A 22,645-nucleotide genomic window follows, 5' to 3' on the forward strand; every position below is an offset into this window, starting at 1 on the left:
CAGGAAAACTCTGCCAATGCCCGACTATTTGTTTCCTTATTTCAGTTGATTGGCAAAATCCAACAGCCCATCAGCGTTCTTTTCGCTGCCTTCCAGCATGTGAATCTGTCCATCCTGCTGCCACATCAGATGTGTATTGTATTTACCTGTGATCAGCATTCCGTTTTGACCGTTCACTTTTACTTCCTTCATCTTACTCTCGCCGTCTGCCATGTATGGCACAGGGAGGGTATGTTGCCAGTCTTCGATGCTAATCATCTGCTTTTTCACTTGATCCGGAATGAACGGCAGGGCCAAGAATGTCTCGCGAAGCTGTGCCAGATCGACTCCCTCTGGTGCGCTTAGCTCAGGAGCGTCTATGACAGAGTAGCCAATATTTTCTTTTCCGACAATGATCCAAACACGCTGCATCTTTGGGATCTTCAAGGAGAAGCGTTTGCCACTCAGCTTTTCATCAAAGCGCGCCTCTACCTGCAATTGCTCCAGTAGCTTGTTTGCACGATCGGCATCGATTTCCATGTGCATGGTGTAAGGATAATTGATGGTTACGCTATCCACCGTGACATCCTGCGGCAGCTCAGGCAGCTTCACTCCAGCCTTTACAGCGGCTTCTCTGCTGTTGTAATAATGGTCTCTTTGTTCGAGCTTCTCTTGATCGATCCCATTATAAATCCATATTTTTCCAATTCCATTCAGTTCCATCTCGCCCATATTGCCATTTGCGATCCATTGTTCCAGTTCTTGCAAATCTTCTTTCGTCACTTTCACAAACTCTACTTTATCCATGCGGAAAATGGACAGAAAATCGTTCGCTGCTGCTTGTACTTGGGGGAAGGACAGAGATACAGCCAATACTGCTGCTGCCGAAGCGCCTGTCACCCATCTTTTTGTTTGCTTGTTCATCTGATTCCAGCTCCTTCTAGTTGTTGCTCGATTGGTTATCATTTGTCGCTCTTGTGCATAGGTGTCAGTCGATTTCTCGATCGTTTGCGAAAATCGCTGCCATGCTGCTTCTGTATTGACCTTCCCATCGTTTGTCTCGGAAAAAGCATGCTCCATCTTCTCACGAGTCCAGCTATCCAAAGCGGACAGTTCGTCCAGCTGTGTACGGCAGGTTTCACAGTACTCCAGATGAAGCAGGAATTGCTCACTTTCTTTTGAGCTGCATTCACCGTCTAAGAACGCCTGGATAAAGCCTGTATCGGCACATTTCATTCCTCTTCCCCCCTCATCCGGCCATATATCGTACGAAATTTACTTTTCGCTCTCGCGAGGAGTGTTCCCACCGAGCTGATCTGCGTGCCAGTCGCTTTAGCCAACTCCGCATAAGGAAATCCGGAATATTTCATGACCAGCAAGGTTCGTTCCCGTTCGTCTAGCTCCTCTAGCACATCGCGAACGATACTCTGGGACTCTTTTGCAAGCCACATCTCTTCTGTAGAAGGGCTGACGTGCTCTTGCTCGGATGCACTTCGCTCTTGTCTTGCGTACCTGCGTTTTTCTGAACGAAGATAATTGTACGCTGCGTAGAGCGCGGACTTGGACAGCCATGCCGGGATATGTTCGATCACCGTTCGATCGGTATGGTAAAAGGAGAGAAATACATCCTGTGCAATATCTTCTGCCGTTTGTTGCTCTTTCACAATTCGCATGATCTGTCTGACCACAAACGGATAATAGGTCGTAAACAATTCTTGAAAGGAATCTACTTGATCCTCTACTCGAGCATGATTCATCACCAGGTTTGCTTGCACCTCCACTGGATTCCTCCTTCCTGCGTGCGTCATTGACGAATGCCTCTACTGCTTCGTTCATCTAATAGAAACCGCCAAGGCATTTTTTGTGACAGGAAGAATGAAAATTATTTTTCATCCAAAAATCGATCGGGCTTCTCAAGGAAACGGCGCGTCAATTGATAGTGCTCCGTATCGCGATAATTCACCTCTTGTACCGGCGATTCGTCAAAATTGAGGATAGTCGCTCCGGGATAGCCCAATAGAATCGGCGAGTGCGATGCAATGATAAATTGTGCTCCTTCTTCCACCAAATCACGCATCAAGTACAAAAAAGCGATTTGACGCTTCGGTGAAAGAGCAGCCTCGGGCTCATCCAGCAGGTAGATTCCCCTGCCGTTGAAGCGATTGGCAAACAGTGAGAAAAAAGATTCTCCGTGTGATTGCTCATGCAGCGAGCGTCCGCCGTAATGTTGATAGCTTTTCGGGCCCATCTCATCGATATGGCTGGCAAACTGATAGAAGCTCTCCGCTCGCAGGAAAAAGCCATTCGTTATTTTGGGCAGCCAGGAAAGACGTATGTAGTCACCCAGAATCGCCTCCGAGCGATGCACCTCATAAAAGTTGTGACGCGATCCTCCAGCCGTGTTAAAACCGCATTGATAGGCTATTGATTCCAATAATGTCGATTTGCCCGAGCCATTCTCTCCTACAAAAAAAGTGACACTGCTCGCAAGTTCGATCTCTTCCAGCTTGCGCAAGGAGGGCAGGTGAAACGGATATTCTCTCGTGTTGGGAAATTTTTCTCGCAGCAGCTTGATCGTTCGTAAATAAACCATTTTTGACCTCCACTCTCATTATTTTCCCGACTCACGCCGATACATCCTTATAAGGGCGCCTTTTTGAACGCTCATTTATTTGGGGGAGAAGTATCCGTGGACAAGGTTTCCTTTCTTCAGGAAAAAAGTACATTTCATATGAAATATCCGGATCAGAGCGACATCGCCTTTTACCGGTGGTATACGACTCAATATCCAAACGAGGCGATCGGTTGGTTTCACCTTGGTCAAGAACGAGAAGCACAAGGAAACTCGGAACAGGCTCTCGAAGCGTACAGGCGTGGTCTCGTATCCAAGCAAGGCCCGTATTACAACGAAACGCGTGACGGTTATCAACGACTGCTGCGGGAGCGACAGCGCAATTCCTTGGGCAATCGAACACGTTTACTCTTGGCTTCGCTCTTGTTTCTCTATTTTCAATTCGCTTTTTCGCCAGGACCGTTGAGAGATGCGTCCTCCAAGACAACGCCACAGGCTGCCAAACAGCCCGTACCGACAACAGCTCAAACGCAGCCACATGTCGAGGTCATCGCAGTTCCTCCTACACTCAGTGCCCGTGAGCTATCTGAACAGGTCCGGCGCTATGTAGAGTCCAGGCGTCCTGCTCTTACGCAGCCTTTTACAGTGATGGTTGTCCCTGAAGTACCTGGTTCACCGCTATTCCGTCCCTTGCTGTTTTATCAGCCGCGCGAAGTCCGAGGCATCTTGCGTTACAATCCGACGAGTCGGACTGTTCTCAGTGAAAAATGGTGGGATAAACCGGTGCAGTTGGAACGAGAACCGACACTTGCCACAGGTAAGGCAGAACTCACGGATGAGCAGCTAACACTTCAGCATGTACTGATCTTGCGAAATGCCTTGTATCGCTATTATCAGCAAACAGGTACGTTGCCTGCCCAGCTGTCTGATCTGGCTGACGCTTATCCAGGCAATTATTTGCCTCAAATTCCAGTACCGCCGAAGAGACTTTTGTTAAAAAGCTATCCGTATCATCCCAAAGCCTTCTTGCCAGAGTCCGCATGGGACAGCTTGCGCAATGTGCTGCCGCTTCCCGGCTATCCGGAGCCAGCGGCGCCTTTCGAACCGTTACAGCTTCACTTGACTACCTCGACACATACGATGAAGCTCATCAGCGGTTCCCATTTGGTACGCAGCTATCCCGTCGCCATAGGCAAAAACGGTTCTACACCCGAAGGCTACTATACCATTCAACAAAAAATCAATCAGCCCCGTGGACATGACAATATTTATGGAACGAGGGGCATGGTCTTTCAGGAGAACGGGTATGCCATCCACGGGACAAACCATCCCGAGAGCATCGGCTCATCTGTTTCGCTCGGATGTGTTCGCTTGTACAATGCCGCTGTCGAGGAGCTGTACACCTTTGTTTCATTGGGGACAGAATTCATTATCTCCAATGCCCCGTCCTCTGCCCAGCCTTGGAGCAATCCTGTTCCATTCGTTCTCCCGGCTGGCCCTGAGGAAGAGACGCCACAAGTCATTTACAATTGGCTCCATTGATTCTTTGGCTACGCAAAGAAAAGACGTGCGGAACGTCATACCGTTACGCGCTGATTTTTACCAGACGCTTATCAAACGAAAAAAAGCCCTTCTATCTCCTTTTTAAAAAAGGTGTAGGAAGGGCTTTTTCCTTTGAATGGAGAGATTACTCTGCGTTCACGATAACTTTGTACGGAATCTTCGTGTTGTTATTGTTGTAGACTAACAAGTAATATTTCCCTGGTTTTGCCTCAAATTCTCCAGTCAGTTTCTTACCTGCGTTTTTGGGGTAGGCGAAATACGTTTCAAGATCATCTTCATGGAACACCACCCAGTTTAAGCCTTCTTCCTTCTCGCTACTTACCGTAACTTGAACGGTCCCTTCCTCTTCAGCCTGAATGATGTACGTGTCCTTGTCATCTGTACGATCGGTTTGACCACTTATCTCTTCGCCCAACTGTAGCGCATTCGCCTCATCGAATGAATTGTTCGGCTCCGTTTCGGTTGGTTCTGCTTCTACTTCTGGCAATTCCGCGGTTACTTTGTATGGAATGGTTTCACCGTTAAAGTTGTACACGGACAAGTAATAGGTACCCGGAGATGCTTCAAACTCACCGGAGAGCGTTTTTCCTGAGGTTTTGGGATAAGCGAGATATTCATTCAGATCATCCTCGTGATGAACGACCCAGTTCAAACCAGTATCATGCTCACTCGTTACGTTGATTTTCACCGTTCCGTTGCCCAATACCTTCAAGGCAAAAATGTCCTTGTCGTCTTGTTTGCTTGTTTGACCACTCAGCTCCACATTACTTTTCAACAAATTTGCCTCTGAAAAGCTGTTGTTTGGCTCTTGTTCCTTTTCCCCGATTTCTCCACTCTGCTCCTCGATCGTGATCGTAATCGATTTCGCAGTAACCGCTCCTTTGTCATCCGTTACTCGTAGCTTCACGGTATATTCTCCATGATTTTCGTAGACATGCATAGGATTGGCATCACTGCTGCTTGTGCCATCTCCAAATTCCCACAGATAAGATACGATGCTACCATCCGGATCAGAGCTTCCGTTACTGCTAAACGTCACTTCCTCGTTTACGGCTGCTTTTGACGGTCCGTTCATGACAATAACAGGCGGCTGGTTCACTCCATCTCCCTGTTCTGGAAGTACTCCGTGGAACGTGACATCATATTCAAACTGATTGGACGCATTTACTCTGTAGTTGGTAAAGTAGGCGGTTACGGTTTTGTAGCCGTTCCATGGATGAGAAGTAAGCGTGGTTAGAAACTCGTCTGTGATGCGACTCATCGTTTCCCAGTCTTGCTTCTCCCCTTCTGCCTGCGTACCCGTGTACGTGCCTGATAACGTAAAGGTTTGGAAGAACTCTGAATCGTGCCTGTTTGTAGATACATTTTGCAATCCGGTGACATCTTCAATTTCCTGGAAGATTTCTGCACTTGCTTTGGGGTCTGGCGTTACCAGATAATCATCCGACACCAGCGGCACGGTCAGATCAGGATAGCTGTCTACCAACGATTCCATTGTACCGTGGTAATCCCGATTCAGCTCTGAATCATTGCTGAGCGTACGGATAAACTGGTCATACCCATCCACGTTATTGGCCTCTATGTAGTCCATGATATCATCGAGCTTGTTCCAGTCCTCTTTCATCATGTGATACTGCAAGGCGTATGAATACGTATAAAAGTCCCATGTTCCGTAGCGTGCGTGCAAAGTTTGAGACGCCGTATACCAATTATTTTGTCCAAAGCGAATCAGATTGTTGACCATGGACTTTCGAGGCAGAACACCTGTTGTTCGCGTGGAGCCTGCAAAGAGTTCCGCTCCCCCTTCTTCAAACCACGACAGTCTCTCGTCTCTGTAAATCGGGCCTTCATTCCACAAGCCAGGTATGGCGTAACGCCCTTGTAAATAGTGCGTGAATTCATGGCGGAACAACTCTTCCAGTGTGTACGTACTCTGCTGCGGTGTGCGCTCGTAGGTGAAGAAAGTTCCTTTCCCCTCGATATACATGCCCCCGTTGTCCGTTTCATAGCCGTACAGGGGGTTGTTCATCTTGTACTCTGAAGGACTATTGTAAAGGACAATGGTCAAAATATCGTCGGGGTTCCCTTCTTCCATCGGTTCATCTCGTCCTGCCATCCGATGAAACTGAGCTTTTACCTCTTTTGCCGCCCAATATAACCGTTTGACTTTTTCTTCTGTGACATCCCCGCCTGTTTTCATGACGATGCTTCCGTCATCAAACGTATATTCTTTGGGCAGATACTTTTCCATGGCATCCTCACGAATCTTGTTGAACTGGATGTCCCTTCCCTGCGCATCTTTTCCGCCATAGACTGTCTGGATCAGCTTCGCTACCTGCATATACTGAAGTCCCACATACGGATAAAGCTCTAACGCTTCTGTGAGCACCTCGTTGCCCTTATTCGGATTGGAATGGTATTCTCCCAAATAAGCACTGTGATAAAAACCATTATCGAGGACCCATTCTTTCGCTTCATCTGTATCGCCATGCAAGGCGAGATTTCCCAATTCGTTCAGATACGTATCTATTTTGCCGTAAAACTCCTGTTGCTTGGTTGGTTCATCCACTTTCCACATCAGAATATAGCTAAACTGGCTCATGATACGGAAAACAGCATCACCCGCACTCCGCTGCGTAATGAAAGTATCCATTTGTTCTTCGTATTGACGGATGATCGGGGCAGCTTTCCCCACGAGGGAAGCGCTTACAAAAGTGTTTCCGATAAGTCCACCAAAGGCACCTACTACCTCATTTTGAGCATCTGTCCCTAATTTGAAATTCGGATTGTCTGCAATGGCATGCAGAGCAGGGAACACTTTTTGATGCTCGCTTCTCTGATTGAGATAGGATAATTCCTGATGGTAGTAGCCGAGGTAATACCCAGAGCGAAGCACCTCAACCAAGGTGTCAATTCCTTTAGAATCGCTGCCGGAGTATTGTGTGCCTCTGACTTGCAATGCGTCAATAATGGCCTGAACGCGCTGACGATCGTTGTAAAAGGCATACGAATCGGGGGTAAAATCGAATAATTCAGGAATCTGCTCCCAATTAATCGTCACCAGTACATTGACTAATTCGTCGTAGTTGAGCTTGTTCAAATCGGACATCGCGTACTTTTCGACATTTGCCTTCATGCTCCGCTGCTGTTCGTTAGAAGACTCTTGCTCCTCTACACTCCAGGTCGGCTCCACTGGATGCGGATATTCTCCTGCTTCGTCTCTGGATTGATGTTGAAACGAGGTGATCGGGTCCAGCTTTCTCTCCACATATTTTCCAGAAGGCGGAACGTTTTGACTCCCATCCCTACCGATCGCACTTGTATAATCTTTGACTGCCAAAGCTTGGACAGGAGTACCAACCGTCCCCAATAGAAATGATGTCGAGAGAAGGACACCAGCCATCAAGCGGCCTTTGTGTACTGTGCGACTCTTTTTCTTCATGAATGAGCAATCCTCCTTTGATTTGTAACCGTATTTTCGTTTGTTGCTGCGAGGAAGCCGTATTTTGTTTTGTGCAGATTCACCTTCTCTCCATTTGGAATGTAATAAAGTACACGCTGTTAGAATTGCAATTATGGTGCCAATACATATAGCAGTAAAGAAGAGTAAGAATGTATACATTTTTTTACAAAAATTCATAAACATGTATGGAATATTGGACACTGTTAATATAAAGGCGAGCTTCGCTTAGCGCACGCAAAAAAGCGCGTTCCCGCAAGTGGGAACGCGCCATGTTTTTACAATCACATTTATTTTTCTTCTTCCAATTCTCTCATCGATTCTTCTTGTTCTTCTTCCGGGTTCCAATAATCGAGCACTTTTCCTTGCAGAACCTTACCTTGAATGAATTCTACCTGCTGCTCACTGAAATCCTCTGTCCACTCAATACCCAATTGTTCAGCTAGACGTACGACGGTCAACAATTCTGACCAAGCCACGTAACGTTTGTACCAGAAGAACTGTGGCTGCTCGTTCATGTATGGGTAAAGATCATCGAAATCGGTGTGTTTACAGTCAAGAGCTCGCTCAAAATTCACCTTGGTTTGGCGTAACTGTTCTTTGAAAAATGTGGGTAGATCTCTTTGTGCGTAGCCAGACATGGACTGTCCCCCCTGTCTCCCGATTTACTGGTATTGTACCACGCGAAAGAAGCTGTGCAAATAGTCGAATCGGTTTTGAATCGTTCTTGCTGGGCTAATCTTTAGCCGTTTGATGCATCTGGGAACTGGTTCTGCCCCTCCTCTTGTGGAGGTGGCGGTAATTGGATTTCGTTGGAGGAACCATTTGTCTGACTAGGGTCTGGATTCACGATGTCAGGTGGAACCTCACCTGTTCCCTGATTTGGCGGTTGGCTACCATCTCCATTATTTGTATGCTCACCATTTTCTCCGGTACCTTGGTCAGGTGGAATTTCACCGTTTCCATTTTCGGTACCCCCCGGATTCTGCCCCTGATCGTTACCTTCCTCGTTATGACCTGGATCTTGATTAATTATATTCTCCAGCTTCTTGGAGTCGATTGGGACTTCTTTTGAAGGTGTGCCTTCCTCGCCTTGCGCATTTCTCGGAACGACTTGATAACGATATTGTCTTGGACTATCCAGCAAATCTACGAACGAGGTTTCCTTCATACCCGCAGAGATGAGTTGTCTTTCGCCGTTTTCGCTAATGCGATACAAATCGTACGTACCACCTTCAGCTCCGCCAATCCAGCTAAGCACTACCTTCAATTGGTTATTATCCAATGTCATGTCTGCAGCCAATTGGATTTCTGGTTCAACTTCCTCTTGTTTATGTTGTACCGCGCCTTCTGGTCGAACGAAGTCCGATGACGGCACACCTTTTAAAGCTGTTGCCAACACTTTGGAGAACATTTGCGCCGTCATGCTACTTCCTTGAAGCATCAAATGCTGTTTGTCCTCCGGATCGAAGCCCATCCAAACGGCACCGACATATTCCGGTGTATATCCGACGAACCAAGCATCCTTGTTCGCTCTGCTGTCGCCTGCTATGGATTGGGTCGTACCGGTTTTACCTGCAACATGGCGGCCAGAGATACGCGCTGCCTTCCCTGTCCCTTCCTGAACTGCTTTCTCCAGCATGGTGTGAATCTCCCAAGCTGCTTCCGGCTTCAGCGCCTCAGATTGTTTTGGCTGGTATTCACGGACAACACCCTCGTCCTTGTTCTCCACCTTCGTAATCGAGTGCGTCTCAGACACTACCCCTCCATTGACAAAAGGCGTGTACGCCTGAGCCATTTCCAGCGGGGATGTACCTAAACTCAAGCCCCCGAGGGCAATTGCCAGGTTTCGATCGTTCGGAGTCAGCTCAATGCCGACTTTCTTGAGGTATTCCAAGCTTTCTGATACGCCGATTTCATTTAATAACCATACTGGCGGGATATTCGCAGAGTCGATCATCGCCCGGTTCATGTTCATCGTTTCCGTGTAACGGTTATTGTAGTTGCGCGGCTCATAGCCATTGAAGCTCTGCCGTTTATTGCTCAGCTGCGAATTCGCGTTCCATTTGTTAATATCTTTATTTACCGCCGGAGCGAACACCGCAATCGGCTTAAAGCTGGAGCCCGGTTGACGCTTCATGTCTGTCGCATAGTTAAAGCCTTTTGCCGCATAGTTGCGTCCGCCCACCATCCCGGCAATTCCGCCCGTTTTCGCGTCGATGACAATCATCGATGATTCTACACCGCGCTTGGCGCCGTCTTTCGGGAAATTTTTGGCATTCGCATATTCCTCAACCATGGCATCCTGTACTTTCGGATCGAAGGTCGTGTAAATGTCCCAGCCTCCGCGGTACAGTTCTTCTTCTGTCACGCCGAACGTGGCTTCGGATTCTTTTACCATATTGTCAAAAAACGCGCGATAGCCTTTTTTCAAGCTGGCACCCGCCACTTCATGCGGTTCTTTCGGCAACGGCTCTGCTTGAGCTGCCTCTTTTTGCTCATCGGTAATGATTCCTTGCTCATGCATCAGACGAATAACGGTGTCTCGACGCAGTTTCGCTTTTTCTGGATTGTTAAAAGGTGAATAAGTAGTCGGTGCTTTTGGAATGGCCGCCAGCATCGCTGCTTCCGCAACGGTAAACTTATCATCGCTTACCGACTTGCCGAAGTAATACTGGGCAGCATCCTCTACCCCAAATTCCCCTTCGCCCAAATAAACGCGGTTCAGGTACATCTCTAAAATTTGATCCTTGGAATACTTTCGCTCCAAGCCAATTGCGATACTCATTTCTTTTGTTTTACGCCAGAACGTTTGGTCTAGGGTGAGAAAGACGTTTCTAGCCAGCTGCTGGGTAATGGTACTTCCCCCTTCAGCTAACGATCCTTTTTTGATGTCATTGACGATGGCGCCGCCGATCCGAACCATATCGACGCCTTTGTGCTCATAAAAGCGCTTATCCTCTACGGCGAGGAAAGCATCGATCAGAGTCTTTGGCATTTCATTAATCGGTTTGTATATACGGTTCTTCTGACGAATCAGACTCGTCATTTCTTTCCCGTTTTTGTCGTATATGACAGTTGGTTCTGCTTTTAAGTCCTGTAGCTTTTGTACGTTTTGCTCAATCATCCGGTCTCCCGCATACAACAGGGCGAAGTAGCCCCCAATCACACTAAGGAAAAGGAATATTGCAAACGATACGGCAATCATCAGCAAGTTGTTCTTTTTCTTCCTGACTTTCTTCTTGGCCTTTGCTGCCATTATTTACCTCCTGGTCTTCTCTCTCTCCCCCACATCTTATATAGACGGTCCCATTTCAAAAAAGTTTCTGTTTTGGGTTGTAGTCTATCATTCCATACAAAATTCCGTTTGTCACTGGAAAAGCCTATCTCCTGAAACAGAAGATAGGCTTTTTCCTAAAGGTTTACGATTTATTTCAGCAGTTTTTCTGCTTCAGTCACAACGTTTTCTACCGTGAAGCCGTATTCCTTCATGATGCGCTCACCTGGTGCAGATGCGCCAAACTGATCGATTGCGATGACTGTACCGCTATCGCCAGCGTAACGCTCCCACCCCATTGGAGAGCCCATTTCTACCGCCACGCGTGCTTTTACAGCTGGTGGAATCACAGCGTCGCGATACTCTTTCGGTTGACGCTCGAACAGGTTCCAGCTCGGCATAGAAACAACGCGTGTTTCAATACCTTTCGCGAGCAGTTGCTCACGCGCCTGCATCACGAGGGATACCTCAGAACCAGTTGCCAACAGGATGAGCTGCGGGTTGCCGCTTGGCGCGTCTGCGAGAACATACGCACCTTTGCTCACGCCTTCTGCCGCTTTCTCAATAGTCTCAGGAAGGACTGGCAGGTTTTGACGAGTCAGCACCAGTACAATTGGCTCATCTGTGCGGGATACAGCATATTTCCAAGCCTCGTTCGTTTCTACTGCATCAGACGGACGAAGAATGGTCAAGCCTGGCATCGCACGCAAGGAAGCGAGCTGCTCAATCGGCTCATGCGTCGGTCCGTCTTCACCAACTGCGATCGAGTCATGTGTAAATACGTAGACAACTGGCTGCTTCATCAGTGCAGAGAGGCGAATCGCCGGACGCACGTAGTCGGAGAATACGAAGAACGTACCGCCGTATACTTTTACGCCACCGTGGAGAGCCATACCGTTGAGGGCTGCACCCATCGCGAATTCGCGAACACCAAACCAAATGTTACGGCCATCATAAGAACCTGGCAGGAAGTTGCCCGCTTCTTTAATCACCGTGTTGTTGGAATGTGCCAAGTCAGCAGATCCACCCAGGAAGAACGGAACGCTGTTTGCCAATGCATTGATCGCATTACCGGAAGCAACGCGTGTCGCCAGCTTCGCGCCAGCTTCATACGTCGGCATATGGTTGTCCCAACCAGCAGGCAGATGACCTTCTTCTGCAGTCGTAAATTGCAGCGCCAGTTCTGGATACGCTTTTGCGTAAGCAGCAAACAGGTCGCGCCAAGCCGCTTCTGCTTTTTCGCCAGCATCAGCCAAGCCTGCGTAGAAATCAGTCACTTCTTGTGGTACGTGGAACTCATTATCATGGTTCCACTCGTAGTTTGCTTTTGTCAGCTTCACTTCGTCTTTTCCAAGCGGAGCGCCGTGAGAAGAGCTGGAGCCGCCTTTGTTCGGGCTTCCGTATCCAATGACGGTTTTTACTTCGATCAAGGTAGGACGATCCAAATCTTTTTTCGCTTCTGCGATAGCCGCGTCGATAGCAGCCAGATCATTGCCGTCTTCTACGCGAATGTATTGCCAACCATACGCTTGGTAGCGACCCGCTACATTTTCAGAGAAGGAACGGGAAAGCTCGCCATCCAGAGAGATATCGTTCGAATCGTAAAGCACGATCATTTTGCCCAGTTTCAGGTGAGCAGCCAGAGAAGAAGACTCGCTGGATACACCCTCCATCAGGTCACCGTCGCCGCAGATCACGTATGTGTAATGGTCAACGATGTCAAAATTGTCGCGGTTGTAAACAGCTGACATGTGCTTTTCAGCCATCGCCATACCGACAGCCATCGCGATCCCTTGTCCCAGAGGACCCGTTGTCGCGTCAACACCTGCCGTGTGTCCGAACTCAGGGTGACCAGGCGTTTTGCTGCCCCATTGACGGAAGTTATGTAGGTCTTCCAGTGAAACATCGTATTTCATCAGATGCAACATCGAGTATAATAGCATAGAGCCATGTCCTGCTGAGAGGACAAAACGGTCACGGTCAATCCATTTTGGATTGCTCGGATTTACTTTCATAAAGCGGCTCCACAGTACATGTGCCATAGGGGCTGCACCCATCGGCATTCCCGGGTGACCGGAATTCGCCTTCTCGATGGCATCAATCGCCAACGTGCGGATGGTATTAATGGATAGCTGATCAACAGACGTATGCTGAGTCATCTCGCAAAATCCTCCCTGCGTTTTCTAGAAATTACTACCGAGAATCAGGTAAAAACACACTGTGCCATTATAGCATAGTTCCCATTCATAATCATGTTCGCTTTGCATGAATTAAGGAGGTCTTTTTCAATGAATTGGCTGTATCTTACTATCGGGATCGTTTTAGGTGTCGCTGGAATTGGTATGCTACTCTTTGCCATGACCAGCTCTCCTATTTTGAAAAAAAACAGAATGGAACGCCGTAGACAAGCTGCCGAGAATCATCGTCCGGAAGAATATCATTAATAGAGGAGAATCCGCATGCAGAAAGAGCGCTTCTCGATGCAGGTAGCCGTTCACCTTTTCCTGGTGAAGGGTGCGCAAGTCTTGTTATTACGCCGCTACAATACCGGCTACCAAGACGGCAATTACAGTGTTCCCGCTGGACATCTGGACGGGAATGAAGAAGTAAAGACAGCCGCAATCCGCGAGGCCAAAGAAGAATGCGGAATTGACATCGATCCAGCGAGCTTGGAGATGGTAGGCGTCATGCATCGTCGCTCCAATGATGAGCGCATCGATTTTTTTGTCGCTGCCACAAAATGGCGCGGAGAAATTATCAATGCCGAGCCGAATAAATGCGATGAGCTTGTATGGGTGGACATGGATAAATTACCCCCGAACGTCATTCCTTATGTGAGACAAGCTCTCTCGAACTATAGACAAAAGCAGTGGTTTGACAGCTTTGGCTGGGAGCCTGCGTTCGAGTTGAAGAAGTAATAAAAAGCAACCAATCCGCCAAAAGCATTGTGCTCGCTTTGGCAATTGGTTGCTTTTTTTACGTTACCCTTCGCTTAGCTGTAACAGAAGGTGAACCGCCTTGTTCCAACGCGCTCGCAGACTTTTCCTCACCGCTTCATCAAGTGTCGGTTCATAGCGACGCCCTACCTTCATTCGCGCTTCCAAATCTTTCGTCGACCACCAGCCGCACTCTTCCCCGAGCAGAAACGCAATCCCCATCGCTGTTGTTTCATTGATCTCAGGAACCTCAACCGGAACACCCAGCAGGTCTGCCTGAAACTGCATCAAATACGGATTGTCCGTCAAGCCGCCATCTACACGCAAGACGGAAATCTTTTGTCCGACTACCTGTTCCATTGTGACAAACACATCCGCTACACGGTGAGCGATCCCTTCCAGCATCGCTTTTGCCATCAGCGGTCGGTCAGTATGCTGGGAGAGTCCGAGAAACACTCCTCTCGCCTCCGAGTTCCAGTATGGCGTGCCGATCCCATTCAATGCTGGGATAAATAAAAGATTGGTTGGGGCTTCTCCCTTGTGCAGTTCTTCATACCACTGCTCCGACCATCGTTGCAGCTCGTCTATATCCTGATACAGCCCAAGCTGCTCCTTTCCCCATTCGATAGCAGACCCCGCCGCATAAATCGCGCCATCAAGCGCATAAGTATGTTGCGCCCCGCGTTTCCAGACAAGCGTCGTCAAGAGTCCGCTCTCTTTCGTAGCAGGCGGCTCATTTCCCACGTTCATGTAAGCGAAGCAGCCCGTGCCATACGTACATTTGGACATACCCGGCTCTATGCAGAGATGACCGTAAAGGGCGGCTGGTTGATCCACCTGGCTGACGAGAATCGGTGCTTGGATGCCGCAAAATTTATTCGGATTCGTACTACCAAAAGAACCAACTGTTGGACAAACCTGAGGCAGCCAGTCTTCCTCTATTTCCAAATACCGCAATATTTCCTCATCCCATTTCCCCTGCAGATGAGCAAACAACAGCGTTCGGGCAGCAGTGGAAGCATCCGTTACATACGAGGCGCCTCCTGTCATCTGCCAGATCAGCCAAGAGTCAAGCGTGCTACAATAAGCCTGCCGCTGTCGGATCTTTTCTTGCACCAGAGGCACTTCCTCCATCAACCATCTGATTTTGGTCGCAGAAAAATACGGGTCAATCAAAAGTCCGGTTTTCTCGGCCACCTTCTGTGCCCACTCGCCATCCACCTTCCAACGCTCGGCGATTTGATCGGAGCGGCGGCACGACCAGACGACAGCCGGATAAAGCGGCTCTCCGCTGACCGAATCCCAGAAGAGGACCGTTTCCCCCTGATTGGCAAGGCCTACCGCTTCCACCTGTTCAGGTTCGATTTGTCCTTTGAGCAGCACGTCAGCGACTCCCATCAAGACCTTTTCCCAAATTTCCTCCGGGTGATGCTCCACCCATCCGGATTGTGGATAATATTGCGTGTGCTTCTGATAGCTTTCGGCAGTAACTCGTCCATGATGATTTACCAGCAGCACCTTGGTCCCCGTTGTTCCCTGATCGATCGACAGCGAATACTTCTCCATACAGCAGACTCCTTTTTCATTATTCTAGGCTGAATGATCTTCTTTCTCTTCATCAAATCCGAATGTTCTGTCTTTTATTCCGATCCGGCCCTCCATAATCCCTTTGCGGAATAGCAGATGATACAAGATGACGCCAACAGCCAGCAAGGTAGCTGCCACGATCGCTACGCTATGGAAATTTTCCGGAATGGTCAAGATGCCAATTTCAAAGATCAACCATGCGATCGCAAGGAAAGTGAGCGGTGTGCGCCACTTGCCCAGGTCAAAATACTTCGATTTGGGCAGTTCCTTGCGTTTCCATGCATAAGCAGCAATCGTTGTCAGATAGAGAAGGGCGGGCAGTACCGAGGTGGCCCCTACCAGAAGGGTCAGGGAATCTGCGAATAACACAGCGAGAATGCCCAGCACTAAAACGAGTAAAACGGCGTTTGTTGGTACGGAAGTCTGAGGTGATACCTTCTTGAAGATGGAGGAAGCGAAGAATACATTGTCGCGTGACAACGCATAGATGAGTCGGGAAGCGGAAGCCATGATGATCAGACCGCACGCGAAGATGGAAATGAGGCATAGCACCAGAAAGAAGCTAGATACAGCAGAGCCAAGACTTGTTTGCAAAATGTACGGAATCGGATTCGCTGCACCGAGCACAGTCGGCAGATCCGTAATGGCAACAGAAATCACGATTAACAGCAAGAAACCGATCACACCACTCAGTAATACGGATAAAATCATGGCACGAGGCACCGTTTTCTTCGCATTGATCGTCTCCTCAGAGAGATTCGCAGCAGCCTCGAAACCTACCAATGTAAAGGAACCCATCAGCGCAGCCATGATAAAAGCGCCCAGGTATGAACTGTCCGATTGAGTCGCAGCAGTACCGATATCGGTCAGCATGCTCCAATTTGCCCCGTTGTACATCACAACTGCCCCCAGCACCACAACGATCCCAACCATACCGATCACTTCGGTGTATACGGCGATATCATTAATACGAGTAGCCAGCTTCACACCATAAATGTTTAATAAAGCTTGTACGACCAGTGTACCAATCACGATCCAGACCAACGTCTTGGAGCCTGTATCCCAGCCAAACATCTCGGCAATGATGGGCGCCAGCGCATAATCGACGGTTGGAACCACGATAACGAGAAAGCAAAAGGCAATCCAGCCAGCAAACCACCCCAGTCCCGGGTTGGCCAGACGTGTCACCCATTGATAGGAATAACCGCTCAATGGAATTCGCCCAGCCAGCTCTGCAAAAATAATGGCTACTAACAAATGCCCAATGGTTACAATCGGCCAGGTCCAGATACCAGCCGGCCCTGCCGTACTAAGCACAAATCCATAATTGCTAAAAATGCCTGTGGTAATGGAAATGAAAGAAAACGCGACGGCAAACGAACTGAACAGTTTTAATGTCCGTCTCAATTCTTGCTTATAATGATACGTTTGCATATCTTGCGAATCATTTGCTTGTACCGATTGTTTCACCATTGATTGCCTCCCTCACCATTTGCTTTACACGGATGTCTTAGCAACGATGACTTGCAATCCTTCCTGAGCGAGTCGCCCAGCAAGTGATTGGGGTAGTTCCTCATCTGTAATGACTACGTCGATGTCGGATAGCTCTGCCACCTTCATAAAAGCGGTTACATTTATTTTGGAATGATCAATCAGTGCATATGTTTCTTTGGCGTTTGTAAGCATCAGCTGCCTGATGTCTGACTCGCCCACATGGTAATCCGTAAAACCAGTTTCTGCTGCCAATCCCCCTACACCAATAAACGCTTTGTCCACAAACAACCCCTCGAGGCTTTTCCTGGCGATCGGACCGGACATGGCCAGATCCCCTGCGCGCAATTCACCCCCACTCATGATCACCTTTGCATCCGGGTGATGAGATAGTTCCAATGCCACCAGTAGCGCATTGGTTATCACCGTTATTCCCTTTTTATGGTAAAGGTGTTTGGCGAACAATTGTGTCGTCGTGCCCAAATCAATATAGATTGCGTCGCCGTCCTCCACCAAGGAGGCGGCGGCGACCGCAATCGCCTCCTTCTCCGCCAAGTTTAATCCACTCCGCTTGGCATAAGGAGGCTCCACGTTGGTTTTATTCAGAATAGCGCCACCATGCACCTTCTTGAGTAGCCCCTGCTGCTCCATTTCATACAAATCACGCCTGATTGTTTCGCGCGTCACCGTTAATCGGCTGCATAGCTCTGCAATACGAACGGATTGATTTTCTTGTAGCATTTGCAGGATCAGCTGCTGTCTTTCTTCTTGTAGCATGGATAATCACCATCTTCTCTTAATTGTAAATCTCCTGACTAGACTGGAACAAGGTCTGGACGTTCGTCGCAAATTCTTCTGCCTTTTTCTTCACAGTCCCCTTCATTAGTATATCTCCTAATGATGCCAGTCGTCCTGTCATTTGCAAACCCATCTCGTATTGCACCCGTGTGGTTCCCGGCTGTTCCTCTTTTAGCTGAAGGTGCAATTGATTGCGGAACAATCCTGCCAACGCTACCGGTTGTCCGGTCATCTCCACTTGCAGTGCTTCTCCTTCTACCGCTTCTTTTAATTCCCCCGTGACGCGAAATTGAATCGTCATAAACTGTATTTTCACTTCCATGTTCGCTTCATAACGGGTGGGGCTGCTCATTTTTAATTCTTTGCAGCCTGGTACGCAGCCTGACAGCTTTTCCACATCCATAAAGACGGACCATACATCCGCTTTACTTGCCTGAATCGTAAACGAGTCGGATAGCTTCATCGTAAACTCTCCCTTCTGATGATCGCTTTAAAAGAGATGCTTGGCTGTTTCTTTTGCCAATTCCATCGAATTGGTGTGATCATCGTCGCCAAGGCAGGTACAGCTCCCTGCGGCATAAATATCTGGTAGATTCGTTTTCCCTGTGGCATCTACGATAATCGCATCGTGATGATCTCGCTCGATTGGCGTTCCTTTCAAGAAAAACGTGCATGGCACCCGACCTTTTGCAAAAATGAGCGTATCGCACACCACTTCGTCTATCTCATCCGTCATCCGATTCCGCAGCTGTATTCCTTCTACACGGGACAATCCCTTGATAGAGGTAAGCTCCCAATCTGACTCAGCATATTTGACCAGATTGCTCGTCTCTTTTTCCAGAAGGGTCGCTGTACTACGAGAGATTCGGCCATTCTCGATCAACACAATCTTGCGGCCTGGCTGATGTCCTCGTTCTATCAGCTGCATCGCCATCAGCGGGGTCATGACACCTGCCGGACGTGTCCCCGGGATTTTGTGCGCCTCACGCGGTTTTTCCAGTGAGCCTGACGCGATCAGTACCTTTTTTGCCTCAATAGAATAGGTGCCCATCGGCGATTGGACATACAACTGGTGCAGTTGACCGTTTGCCCCTGGGAAAAAACCGACGACTGTTGATTGTTCGTGAATCTCGTAGGGAAGCGACGACGCTTTTTCCAGCAGCCCCCGTTCTGGAGCAAACTCGTCAGAGCTCCAATACGGTAAGGTGAAGCCACCTCTTCTCTTCTGGTAATCGATCATCAGAACAGAGCTGACTCCTCTCTCCCACGCTGAAAGGGCTGCCGTCAGCCCCGAGATTCCTGCTCCAATGATCACCAATTCATACATCATGCCTGCTTCTCTCCTTGTGATACAGCTAGATAAGAGTCTCGTACTCCTTTTAAAGGCTGCTTCCCGGTCTGTTCAGGATAGGTCTCGGCCATAACATCGATGATTTTGGGAATACAGCAGTTTCCTTGGCATTCTCCTAAGGTAGCGCCCGTCCGCCGCTTCACTCCATCAATGGTCTGCGGGGTGAGTGGACGCTTTAAGGAATTGACGATCTCACTCCGGGTAATGGAGCGGCACAGACAAATGATTTCTCCTGTTTCCTGCTCTTCTGAAAAGAGGTCCGGCAGAGCATGCTGTGCCTGTTCGTTTGCTTGTAGCTCAAGCCCGGCTTTCTGGAGCGTTTCCGCTACCAGCTCTGCTATGCCAGGGGAAGCAGAGAGTCCGGTGGAACGAATCCCGGCGGCATGAATCATGCGTGGCTGTACAGCGGATGGACGGATGACAAAATCTCCTTCGCTGCAAACTGCCCTGACCCCAGCAAACTGACGAATCGTCGAAAACTTCCGAGAGTCGGGGACCAGTTTCTCACAGCCTGCCAGCACCGATTCCATGCCGACCTGTGAGGTGGAGCGATCCCATTTGTCCTCTTGATCCTCCGCCGTTGGCCCAAGCAAAAAACCGCCGAACACCACTGGCGAAACCAACACGCCCTTGGAGGTTTTCGTAGGAACAGGCAAGATGATCGAAGAGATAGATATCGCCTCTTCGGTCAAGATAAACTGGCCTTTACGTGGTGAAATAGAGAAGGTCTTATCTCCCACCATCCGGGCAATTTCATCGGACCATAATCCAGCCGCATTCACCGCATATCGGGTCGTGACCGTTTCACCATTTTCCAGAGTAAGGCGCAAGTCCTCTCCATCCGATACAGTCTCGATGTGGGAGACGCCTTGCCCAAGCACAACCTCCGCGCCGTTTAGTACTGCTATCTCTCCGAAAGCTCTGGTGGCCCAGAATGGATCGCAAATCGCTTCACCCGGTACTGCCAATCCGCCTGTTACCTTGGCTGTCACAGCGGGATTCATCTCCAGAATCTCCTCAGCAGACATCCAGTGAACATCTACGTCATTCGCCTTTGCATTGGGAACATAGGTGGTTTCGATTATCTGCTTTTCTTCTTCGTTGGTCGCCACCATTACGGCGCCGCACGGAATGAAGGGGATTCTCAGATTCTCAACCAACATCGGCCATAAGCTGCGGGACCGGCGAAGGCACTCTGCCTCAACCGTGCCTGGCTTTGCATCAAACCCAGTATGAACAATCCCACTGTTCGCCTTGCTTGTCCCTTCACAAACGTCAGGCTGCTTTTCGATTAAAAGCAGTTTCAGTTGATAAAACGAAAGGGCGCGTAATATGGCTGTACCGACTACTCCACCACCAATCACCACAACGTCATACTTATGGTTTTGCATTCTGTTCCACCAGCCTCGGATTTTTGTTTGCAAAATATTGCTTTTGTTTGCTTTGATTTGTATTCATTATATTCTGACTTGTATTTTTCTGTCAATAAACGAACTGCTCCCATCGTATGACAGCAGCAGTTCGTCATTTTGCATTTTTTTGCAAACAAACAAGTGGTTAGAGTGTGAAACGGTTGATCATTTGCTGTAATTCTTTTGCCATCTGGTTTAGCTGCTCTGCGGATGTAGAGAGCTGATTCATCGAGATGCGCTGCTCTTCCGTTGAAGCAGCCACACTCGATGCACTTGCAGCAGATTCCTTTGCAATCGAGGACAACTGCAAAATGGATGCCGTCACCTGTTCCGTTGCCGCTGACATTTGCTCTGCAACGGAGGAAATCTCCTGAATCTGATCTGCTACATCCTGGGTAGAATCCATGATCCGGCGGAATGCTTCCCCTGTCTCATGGGCGATCTGGATTCCAGTTTCGACCTCGCGCGTTCCCTCATCCATGGCTTGTACCGCTGAAGTCGTTTCCCTTTGAATTTCGGTAATCAGGTTGGCAATTTGGTTGGCCGAGTCGTTGGACTGCTCTGCCAGCTTGCGCACTTCATCCGCTACCACAGCGAAGCCTCTGCCCTGTTCACCTGCACGCGCAGCTTCAATCGCCGCATTGAGTGCCAACAGGTTCGTCTGGGATGCGATGCTTGCGATTACTTCCACGATCTGTGAGATTTCTGCTGAGCGACTATCCAGCGAACGAACGACTTCGGCAGAATGGCTTACGGATCGGTTGATCGAATCCATCTGTCCTGACACCTTTTCTACGGATTGGTTGCCCGCCACCGCTTCGTTTGCCATATGTTTCGATGATTCTGCCATCGTGGAGGAGGCTTCGGCAATCCGTTGAATACCGATCGCCATCTCTTCCATGGCACGCGCACTTTCTTCAGCACTATGCTGTTGATTCTCTGTCCCTGTTGCTACCTCTTGGAACGACGAGGCCACCTGACCAAAGGCAAGTCGTGCTTCATGAGCCTTCGTTGCGGAAGTTTCCGAGACTGTTCCTACTTGACCGGTATAGCCGCTAATATTTTTCATCATTCCGTGCAGATCTTCAATGAATGCATTCACTGCTGTCGCCACGTCGCCAATCTCATCCTTGCGCCGGATTGGGATCGTCTGGGTTAAATCCTTTTTTTCCACCAAGTTGACGATGCCTGCTTTCAGTTGCAACAGTGGACGTGCTACCTGTCGATTGATGAACCAGTACAAGATCACGAGGAAAATGCTGATGGAGACACCAAAAATAATCAAGCTGATGTATAAGTATTGGGTAATCGGTCCGTTAATCTCTGCTGCGGGCATGACAGTGGCTAGCGTCATGCCTGTTTCCCCGATCGGAGCGAAGGTGACATATTGATTTTGTCCATCTATGGTTGCTTGCGTCATACCCGTTGCGGTTGCTACTGTTATTTGATTGGCAATGTCCCGCAATCCCGTTTCAGACTCGTCCGTAATTTTCACCTGCAAGTTCTTTTGTGCATCGCGATGGGAAACGTAAATACCCGACTTGGAAACGATAAAACCATAACCTGTTTCGCCAACCTTCAGATTTTCGATGCTTTTGTTAAGCTCCGTAAGCCCGATATCCAATGTCGTCGTACCACTGATCTTTCCTCCCAATTTAATGGGCGCAATGGCTGTAACCATAGGAACTTTGGAAATCGGGTCGGCATACGGCTCAGTCCACACATATGGTTTGTCAACCATCCCCGCCTTGTACCAATCCTGTGCGAGATAATCATAGCTGCCATCGCTGTAAGCCGGATCGAGCTCTACTTTGTCATTATTGCGGATAGCGTACCTGCCGTACAGCTTTTGCGAGCTGTCGAAGCTGTATGGCTCCATCCAAAATCCACCGCCCACAATCAAAGGCTCCGACGCTACGACATCGACCAGCGTCCCTTCGAGATGCTTGATTGTTTCCTTGGAGCCATGAGAGACAGAATAAGTGAGTGTTTCCGAGAGCTTGCCTGTCTTGTCCAGCATACCATTCAGATAGGCCGCCTCTTTGGCTACCTGCATTTGTAGCTTTGCTTCGACTTCATTCGAGATAATTTGCTCAAACTGGAGAAAACCAAACACTAGTTGAAGAATAAAAATACCGATGGTGATGGCAGCCAAAATGGTTACCAGCACATTTTTTATGCTCCTCATGCAAAAGCCTCCAATCACACAAATTTTTAAA

17 protein-coding genes are annotated in these 22,645 nt (G+C 48.7%); 3 read left to right on the forward strand and 14 right to left on the reverse strand.

Annotated features, from left to right (window positions below; all coding sequences use genetic code 11):
- Window positions 1-36 precede the first annotated feature (36 nt).
- The 3 genes from ACM6JA_RS24470 to ACM6JA_RS24480 all read right to left on the reverse strand — a co-directional run bounded on the left by ACM6JA_RS24470 (window position 37) and on the right by ACM6JA_RS24480 (window position 2,572).
- Window positions 37-1,215 (reverse strand): anti-sigma factor family protein, encoded by a 1,179-nt coding sequence (locus tag ACM6JA_RS24470; RefSeq protein ID WP_414854468.1) that lies wholly within the window; start codon window positions 1,213-1,215, stop codon window positions 37-39.
- Window positions 1,212-1,760, reverse strand: a complete 549-nt coding sequence (locus tag ACM6JA_RS24475) for an RNA polymerase sigma factor SigX (protein ID WP_414854469.1) — start codon at window positions 1,758-1,760, stop codon at window positions 1,212-1,214. Before ACM6JA_RS24475 ends, ACM6JA_RS24470 begins: the two co-directional genes overlap by 4 nt.
- Window positions 1,761-1,861: 101 nt before the next feature.
- Complete coding sequence (locus ACM6JA_RS24480) at window positions 1,862-2,572, reverse strand: AAA family ATPase (RefSeq protein ID WP_414854470.1); 711 nt, start codon at window positions 2,570-2,572, stop codon at window positions 1,862-1,864.
- Between the two features lie 96 nt (window positions 2,573-2,668).
- On the opposite strand from ACM6JA_RS24480, the gene ACM6JA_RS24485 reads away from it, so the two are divergent.
- Window positions 2,669-4,093, forward strand: coding sequence for a L,D-transpeptidase family protein (locus ACM6JA_RS24485; RefSeq protein WP_414854471.1), 1,425 nt, complete (start codon window positions 2,669-2,671; stop codon window positions 4,091-4,093).
- A gap of 145 nt (window positions 4,094-4,238) precedes the next feature.
- Here the strand turns inward: ACM6JA_RS24485 and ACM6JA_RS24490 are convergent, their stop codons facing one another.
- The 4 genes from ACM6JA_RS24490 to tkt all read right to left on the reverse strand — a co-directional run bounded on the left by ACM6JA_RS24490 (window position 4,239) and on the right by tkt (window position 13,010).
- Window positions 4,239-7,556, reverse strand: coding sequence for a collagenase (locus ACM6JA_RS24490; protein WP_414854472.1), 3,318 nt, complete (start codon window positions 7,554-7,556; stop codon window positions 4,239-4,241).
- A 308-nt stretch (window positions 7,557-7,864) separates the two neighbouring features.
- Window positions 7,865-8,215: a hypothetical protein gene (locus ACM6JA_RS24495; protein WP_007721499.1), complete on the reverse strand. Its 351-nt coding sequence runs from the start codon at window positions 8,213-8,215 to the stop codon at window positions 7,865-7,867.
- Between the two features lie 101 nt (window positions 8,216-8,316).
- A complete protein-coding gene (locus ACM6JA_RS24500) occupies window positions 8,317-10,833 on the reverse strand; it encodes a PBP1A family penicillin-binding protein (RefSeq protein WP_414854473.1) in 2,517 nt (838 codons plus the stop codon).
- 170 nt (window positions 10,834-11,003) lie between these two features.
- A complete protein-coding gene (tkt, locus tag ACM6JA_RS24505) occupies window positions 11,004-13,010 on the reverse strand; it encodes a transketolase (protein ID WP_414854474.1) in 2,007 nt (668 codons plus the stop codon).
- A 129-nt stretch (window positions 13,011-13,139) separates the two neighbouring features.
- Here tkt and ACM6JA_RS24510 point away from each other — a divergent pair, with 129 nt between their 5' ends.
- Both ACM6JA_RS24510 and ACM6JA_RS24515 read left to right on the forward strand, forming a co-directional pair.
- Complete coding sequence (locus ACM6JA_RS24510) at window positions 13,140-13,295, forward strand: hypothetical protein (protein ID WP_007721505.1); 156 nt, start codon at window positions 13,140-13,142, stop codon at window positions 13,293-13,295.
- Between the two features lie 15 nt (window positions 13,296-13,310).
- Window positions 13,311-13,769: an NUDIX hydrolase gene (locus ACM6JA_RS24515; RefSeq protein WP_414854475.1), complete on the forward strand. Its 459-nt coding sequence runs from the start codon at window positions 13,311-13,313 to the stop codon at window positions 13,767-13,769.
- A 63-nt stretch (window positions 13,770-13,832) separates the two neighbouring features.
- On the opposite strand, the gene ACM6JA_RS24520 is transcribed toward ACM6JA_RS24515, so the two are convergent.
- From ACM6JA_RS24520 to ACM6JA_RS24550, 7 genes are all read right to left on the reverse strand, one after another.
- Entirely contained in the window at window positions 13,833-15,353 is a 1,521-nt protein-coding gene (locus ACM6JA_RS24520; RefSeq protein WP_414854476.1) for an FGGY family carbohydrate kinase, read from the reverse strand.
- Window positions 15,354-15,377: 24 nt separating this feature from the next.
- On the reverse strand, window positions 15,378-16,847 hold the full coding sequence (locus tag ACM6JA_RS24525) for an amino acid permease (protein WP_414854477.1): 1,470 nt from the start codon (window positions 16,845-16,847) through the stop codon (window positions 15,378-15,380).
- Window positions 16,848-16,871: 24 nt separating this feature from the next.
- Window positions 16,872-17,642 (reverse strand): DeoR/GlpR family DNA-binding transcription regulator, encoded by a 771-nt coding sequence (locus ACM6JA_RS24530; protein WP_414854478.1) that lies wholly within the window; start codon window positions 17,640-17,642, stop codon window positions 16,872-16,874.
- 19 nt (window positions 17,643-17,661) lie between these two features.
- The gene (locus ACM6JA_RS24535) at window positions 17,662-18,126 is read right to left on the reverse strand and encodes a CoxG family protein (protein WP_414854479.1); all 465 of its coding nucleotides are present in this window, start codon (window positions 18,124-18,126) and stop codon (window positions 17,662-17,664) included.
- Between the two features lie 27 nt (window positions 18,127-18,153).
- On the reverse strand, window positions 18,154-18,993 hold the full coding sequence (locus ACM6JA_RS24540; protein WP_414854480.1) for an NAD(P)/FAD-dependent oxidoreductase: 840 nt from the start codon (window positions 18,991-18,993) through the stop codon (window positions 18,154-18,156).
- On the reverse strand, window positions 18,990-20,405 hold the full coding sequence (locus ACM6JA_RS24545) for an NAD(P)/FAD-dependent oxidoreductase (RefSeq protein WP_414854481.1): 1,416 nt from the start codon (window positions 20,403-20,405) through the stop codon (window positions 18,990-18,992). The genes ACM6JA_RS24540 and ACM6JA_RS24545 overlap by 4 nt, the downstream gene beginning before the upstream one ends.
- A gap of 166 nt (window positions 20,406-20,571) precedes the next feature.
- Window positions 20,572-22,614, reverse strand: coding sequence for a methyl-accepting chemotaxis protein (locus ACM6JA_RS24550; protein ID WP_414854482.1), 2,043 nt, complete (start codon window positions 22,612-22,614; stop codon window positions 20,572-20,574).
- Window positions 22,615-22,645: the final 31 nt, after the last annotated feature.

Source organism: Brevibacillus sp. IT-7CA2 (assembly GCF_949767855.1).
GTDB lineage: Bacteria > Bacillota > Bacilli > Brevibacillales > Brevibacillaceae > Brevibacillus.

What these genes read in the sequence shown, in the direction of transcription:
- ACM6JA_RS24470 (WP_414854468.1), bottom strand. Translation starts at nt 1,215, where the DNA reads ATGAAATGTGCCGATACAGGCTTTATCCAGGCGTTCTTAGACGGTGAA.
- ACM6JA_RS24480 (WP_414854470.1), bottom strand. Translation starts at nt 2,572, where the DNA reads ATGGTTTATTTACGAACGATCAAGCTGCTGCGAGAAAAATTTCCCAAC.
- ACM6JA_RS24490 (WP_414854472.1), bottom strand. Translation starts at nt 7,556, where the DNA reads ATGAAGAAAAAGAGTCGCACAGTACACAAAGGCCGCTTGATGGCTGGT.
- ACM6JA_RS24495 (WP_007721499.1), bottom strand. Translation starts at nt 8,215, where the DNA reads ATGTCTGGCTACGCACAAAGAGATCTACCCACATTTTTCAAAGAACAG.
- ACM6JA_RS24500 (WP_414854473.1), bottom strand. Translation starts at nt 10,833, where the DNA reads ATGGCAGCAAAGGCCAAGAAGAAAGTCAGGAAGAAAAAGAACAACTTG.
- tkt (WP_414854474.1), bottom strand. Translation starts at nt 13,010, where the DNA reads ATGACTCAGCATACGTCTGTTGATCAGCTATCCATTAATACCATCCGC.
- ACM6JA_RS24510 (WP_007721505.1), top strand. Translation starts at nt 13,140, where the DNA reads ATGAATTGGCTGTATCTTACTATCGGGATCGTTTTAGGTGTCGCTGGA.
- ACM6JA_RS24515 (WP_414854475.1), top strand. Translation starts at nt 13,311, where the DNA reads ATGCAGAAAGAGCGCTTCTCGATGCAGGTAGCCGTTCACCTTTTCCTG.
- ACM6JA_RS24520 (WP_414854476.1), bottom strand. Translation starts at nt 15,353, where the DNA reads ATGGAGAAGTATTCGCTGTCGATCGATCAGGGAACAACGGGGACCAAG.
- ACM6JA_RS24525 (WP_414854477.1), bottom strand. Translation starts at nt 16,847, where the DNA reads ATGGTGAAACAATCGGTACAAGCAAATGATTCGCAAGATATGCAAACG.
- ACM6JA_RS24530 (WP_414854478.1), bottom strand. Translation starts at nt 17,642, where the DNA reads ATGCTACAAGAAGAAAGACAGCAGCTGATCCTGCAAATGCTACAAGAA.
- ACM6JA_RS24535 (WP_414854479.1), bottom strand. Translation starts at nt 18,126, where the DNA reads ATGAAGCTATCCGACTCGTTTACGATTCAGGCAAGTAAAGCGGATGTA.
- ACM6JA_RS24540 (WP_414854480.1), bottom strand. Translation starts at nt 18,993, where the DNA reads ATGATGTATGAATTGGTGATCATTGGAGCAGGAATCTCGGGGCTGACG.
- ACM6JA_RS24545 (WP_414854481.1), bottom strand. Translation starts at nt 20,405, where the DNA reads ATGCAAAACCATAAGTATGACGTTGTGGTGATTGGTGGTGGAGTAGTC.
- ACM6JA_RS24550 (WP_414854482.1), bottom strand. Translation starts at nt 22,614, where the DNA reads ATGAGGAGCATAAAAAATGTGCTGGTAACCATTTTGGCTGCCATCACC.